This is a genomic window from Pseudomonas edaphica, from assembly GCF_005863185.1.
In the GTDB taxonomy this organism is placed as follows: Bacteria; Pseudomonadota; Gammaproteobacteria; order Pseudomonadales; family Pseudomonadaceae; genus Aquipseudomonas; species Aquipseudomonas edaphica.
Map to the genome: position 1 here is coordinate 1 of NZ_VBVZ01000522.1, position 4,404 is coordinate 4,404.

Consider the following 4,404-nt stretch of genomic DNA (forward strand, 5'->3'; position numbering starts at 1 on the left):
CGCAACATTGCTCCGTGGAATAGCAAACTGATAATTGGGGAAACTAATACCAGCGGCGAACTGTTCGACAGTGTGGGGTTCCGTGGCGTTCAGCTGGCTACGGATGACCGCATGCTTCCGGAGTCATTGCGTGGTTATGCCCCAGTGGTACGCGGCGTTGCCAGTACCAACGCATTAGTTGAGATTCGTCAGAACAATATTCTGATTTACCAGGCTCCAGTGGCGGCAGGTGCGTTCGAATTTAATGACCTTTACTCCACCGGCTACGGCGGAGAGCTGGCAGTCACGATCATCGAGGCCGATGGGCGGGTGCATGGGTTCAACGTTCCTTATGCATCGGTGGCACAATCGTTGCGCCCGGGCACTTTTCGTTACAGCGTGACGGCTGGTCAGATCAATGAGCGTTTTTTGCATGATAAGCCGCAGTTGTTGCAGGCCACTGTGCAGAGGGGCTTCACCAACCTGGTTACGGGGTACGGGGGGGTACTCGCCAGTGATGGTTATGGTGCGGGGCTGGTAGGCGCTGCGCTTAACACCGAATACGGTGCTCTTTCGATGGATCTTAGCCATGCGCGGACGGAAGTCTCGGATGAGACTACGCAGAGTGGGCAGAGTCTAAAGCTGGGTTACAGTAAGTTGTTTAGTGAGACCGGTACCAATTTTGCGGTAGCTGCGTATCGTTATTCAACCTCGGGTTACCTCAGCTTTCGCGATGCGCTGACGCAGCGGGAATTTAACAGCAAGGGTCGACTGGAATTCAACGAACTTATTCCGGCGCGTGATTCGCTCGACGGGCCGCTCGACCTTCGCCTCACTCAGCAAGCACGTGACTTTGCGCAGAGTCAGGCCCTGCGTCGTCAACGTGATAGTTTCCAATTGACGGTATCGCAACCCTTGGGCGAGTTTGGCTCGGTATATGCTACTGGTTCCAAGCGTAATTACTGGAACAGCGGAAGTGATACCCAGTATCAGATTGGTTATAACAACCATTGGGGCAGTCTTGGTTATTCCTTGTCCGCAATGCGCACGCGAGATGTGATAGGACGCACGGGTACCGAATATTATGTGAGCCTCTCATTGCCTTTGGGGACTGGATCACACGCGCCGTCGCTCAGAAGCATGGTCACACGTAGTGATCGGGGTACCAATACTCAGGTTGGGTTGACCGGGACTGCCGGTGTGGACAGTAACTTTGACTACGGCGTGACGGCTGCGCGTGATACCCGTGACGACATCGGCAATAGCGGGTCGACTAACGTGCAATACCGTAGTCCAGTGGCGACGTTAAGAGGGTCTTACGGGCAGGGGAGTAACTATACGCAAGCGTCCGCGGGAATCAGTGGGGCGATGGTGGCACACAGCGGCGGCGTGACGTTAGCGCCACAAGTGGGGGAGACCATGGCTATTGTCGAGGCCGACGCCGCCAAGGGCGCACGGATTGTTAACTCGTCGGGAGTCCGTATAGATGGTAATGGTTATGCGGCGCTTCCCTATCTATCCCCTTATAGCTCAAACACCGTAGAGCTGGATCCGACAGGCGTGTCGAACCATGTCGAGTTGCAAAGTACTAGCCAGCAAGTTGCTCCTTTCGCGGGAGCGGTGGTTAAAGTCAAGTTTGCAACGGTCAGAGGCCGAGCGGTGTTTATTCACGCGCTTGGCCCCCAAGAGCAAGCGTTGCCGTTTGCCGCCGAGGTATTTGATGCCCAGGGTCAGAGTGTTGGTATCGTGAGCCAGGCCAGCCGCCTTTATGTCCGCGGTATTCCTGACCAGGGTGTGTTGACGGTTAAATGGGGTGAAACAGCCGAGCAGCGTTGCTTTGTGAATTATCAACTACCACCGTTAAACGAAAAAGATGAAGTCGGTAAACGACTGGAAACGGTAAAGGCGAAGTGCGTTTCTACGCCGCCTATTTCCGGTGTTTTATAGCGTCTCGTTCGAAGGTTTATAGCGCTGGCATCAGGCTGCGAATCACGCCTGTAAGTACGGTTGAATTTAAGGCATGGATGGCTGAAAAGAGTTGCAGTGTTGAACATTTTACCTGTGGCACTAACGCGACGCCTGTCGCAAATCTCTAGAGGAAGTAATGCAATGCAAGAGCTAAACGTGCAAGAAGTTGAAGCTGTTTCGGGGGCTGGCATTTTTGGCGCCATCCAGGGGTTACTGTTCGGCCTGGAAGCCGGTACCGTTGAAGGTGCGAAAGTTGGGCGGGGCGACATCGGTTCGGCCGTTGCCACGATTACCGTAGGTATTGGTGCTGGTGTGCAAGGCTTTATTAAAGGTCTGTTCGGTGGTTGGTGGTAACAGTAATTAGGCTGGTTGAATCAATCTAAATTCTAAGGGTGATACTTTATGCAAAATCTTAACTGCAAAGAAATTGACGCTGTTTCGGGCGCTGGCATTATTGACGCGCTTAAAGGGCTTGGTGATGGCCTTTACGAAGGCACCCGAGACGGCGCTCAGCTTGGAAGCGGAAGTCTGGGCCTCGGCGGTGCTGTTGCCTCGATTACCGTTGGTGTGAGCAGGGCCTTGAAAGGGTTCTGGGTTGGCCTGTGGAGTTCTTGGTTCTAATGGTTTGTACACACAGGCGCTTATGCGCCTGTGTGTTATAGGTGTTAAATCCAGGAAAACCATTTCTATATCTTTAACTATTTGATGACGGTTGAGATGAACAGAGAGAGCGACTTGAGAAAAAAAGTGGAGAATGGCAGCTCCAAAGATAAGTTTAGGTCTGCTTTTTCAAAGGTGGCAGTACTGGCCTTGTTTTCTATTGGCTTTGCCCCCGAAGCCTTCAGCACGTGTTTTGTTGCTACAAACGGGGGAATTGATGCAAGAAGCCTCACCCTGGACGGGGGGGCTTTGGTGACTTACCAAGCGTCAGTGGGCTCAGTTATCTATTCAAAAACATTTACATTTGTGTCAAATGTGTCTACACCCTATGTAACATGTACGGGGAATGAGCCGAGAGCCAGAGAATGGTATTACAACGCTCCAAGAGCTGTTGCTGGGTATACGGATGTAGTACAGACTTTGGTCTCTGGTGTTGGCCTTCGTATAAGAGGGCCAAATGGGGCTACGATTAAAAGTGCCCCTGAGCTCTTTCCAGTAGCATCTGGACCTGTCGAGCTGACTTATGCCGGTGAGAATCGTCTGACATTTGAACTTATAAAGCTTAACCCCACGTTAGGCGCATTTTCGTTGCGTGGGATAACCGTTCCCAATATTGGCTATTATATCTGGGAGAATGGGGCGCGACGACATCAAGTTTGGAACATTACCTGGAATGGAGAAGTGACTGCCAAGGCATCAACTTGCGGCCTCAGTAATGTCAACGTTAAATTAGGGGCACAACCCGCTTCGCTCTTTGCTAGGGTAGGAGATAAGTCACCGGCCATTCCATTTGCAGTCAACGTGGTATGTACAAGTCCTACGCCTAATATCGGAATAAAAATTGACCCTGTGTTCACGACGGTGAATGCGTCCAATGGCGTCTTTTCACTTGATCCCAGCTCCACCGCAGCCGGGCTCGGGGTACAGCTCATGGCAGACGATGGGACACCTGTAAACTTGGATCTTCCGATCAAGAATTCTGCCATTGCAGCAACACATTTTGCCTTCCCTCTTAGAGCGGCGTTTATAAGAACCGGCGCGACGGTTAGGAGTGGTAGTGCAAGGTCATCACTTAGAACCACCATTACTTATCAATAATCAGGCCTGTCGAGCGAGGCAGGAACTGGAGGGTTAACACCAGTCGGCATGGTTGGGTGAGTGGCGCCTCCTTATTGAACGCCTGAACCCGGACGCCGGTTGGTCCCTGCACAATAGTTGAAAAAAATGACTCTTGAAAAACCATTATTCCGTCTGAAAGCCCTGGAAGCTCATAAACAACAGTGGCTCGGCGAAATTATGATGATCCGTCCGACCTCTTTCACGTTCCTCACGCTGATGGCGGCCGCCATGGCTGCATTAGTCATCGGCTTTCTGTTTTGGGGCAGCTATACCAAGCGCAGCACGGTGACGGGCCAATTGGTTCCAGCCAGTGGCCAGGTGAAAGTTTACGTCCATCAACCCGGCATAGTGCTCGAAAAATTCGTGAACGAAGGCCAGGTGGTTCAGCGTGGCCAGCCGTTACTGAGCCTCAGCAGCGAACGCTATGGCAGCGATGCCGGTCCTGTACAGGCAGGCATCAGCCAACAGCTACGCCAACGGGGCGATTCCTTGCGCGATCAGTTGGAGAAACAACGTCACTTGCAAGTTGACGAACGTGTCAGCCTGACTAGCAAGGTTGCCAGCTTGCAGCAAGAGGTGGCCACCCTGGTAGAGCAGGCGGATAGCCAGCGCCGTTTGGTTACGCTGGCAACTGATGCCGCCGAGCGTTATCAAGGACTGATGGACAAAGGCTACATT

5 protein-coding genes are annotated in these 4,404 nt (G+C 52.5%); all 5 read left to right on the plus strand.

Features of this window, described 5'->3' with window-relative positions:
- Positions 1-1,926, plus strand: a 1,926-nt coding sequence (locus FEM54_RS25630; protein ID WP_138453564.1) for a fimbria/pilus outer membrane usher protein, incomplete at its 5' end; no start/stop codon positions are given.
- Positions 1,927-2,088: 162 nt separating this feature from the next.
- On the plus strand, positions 2,089-2,301 hold the full coding sequence (locus FEM54_RS25635) for a hypothetical protein (protein ID WP_138453565.1): 213 nt from the start codon (positions 2,089-2,091) through the stop codon (positions 2,299-2,301).
- A gap of 48 nt (positions 2,302-2,349) precedes the next feature.
- Positions 2,350-2,568: a hypothetical protein gene (locus FEM54_RS25640; RefSeq protein ID WP_138453566.1), complete on the plus strand. Its 219-nt coding sequence runs from the start codon at positions 2,350-2,352 to the stop codon at positions 2,566-2,568.
- A 96-nt stretch (positions 2,569-2,664) separates the two neighbouring features.
- Positions 2,665-3,705, plus strand: a complete 1,041-nt coding sequence (locus FEM54_RS25645; protein ID WP_171045899.1) for a fimbrial protein — start codon at positions 2,665-2,667, stop codon at positions 3,703-3,705.
- Between the two features lie 126 nt (positions 3,706-3,831).
- The coding region (locus FEM54_RS25650; RefSeq protein ID WP_338109354.1) for an HlyD family secretion protein at positions 3,832-4,404 on the plus strand (573 nt) is incomplete at its 3' end.

Excerpts from the sequence above, each read along its gene's own strand:
- FEM54_RS25640 (WP_138453566.1), top strand. The coding sequence starts at position 2,350 with ATGCAAAATCTTAACTGCAAAGAAATTGACGCTGTTTCGGGCGCTGGC.
- FEM54_RS25635 (WP_138453565.1), top strand. The coding sequence starts at position 2,089 with ATGCAAGAGCTAAACGTGCAAGAAGTTGAAGCTGTTTCGGGGGCTGGC.
- FEM54_RS25645 (WP_171045899.1), top strand. The coding sequence starts at position 2,665 with ATGAACAGAGAGAGCGACTTGAGAAAAAAAGTGGAGAATGGCAGCTCC.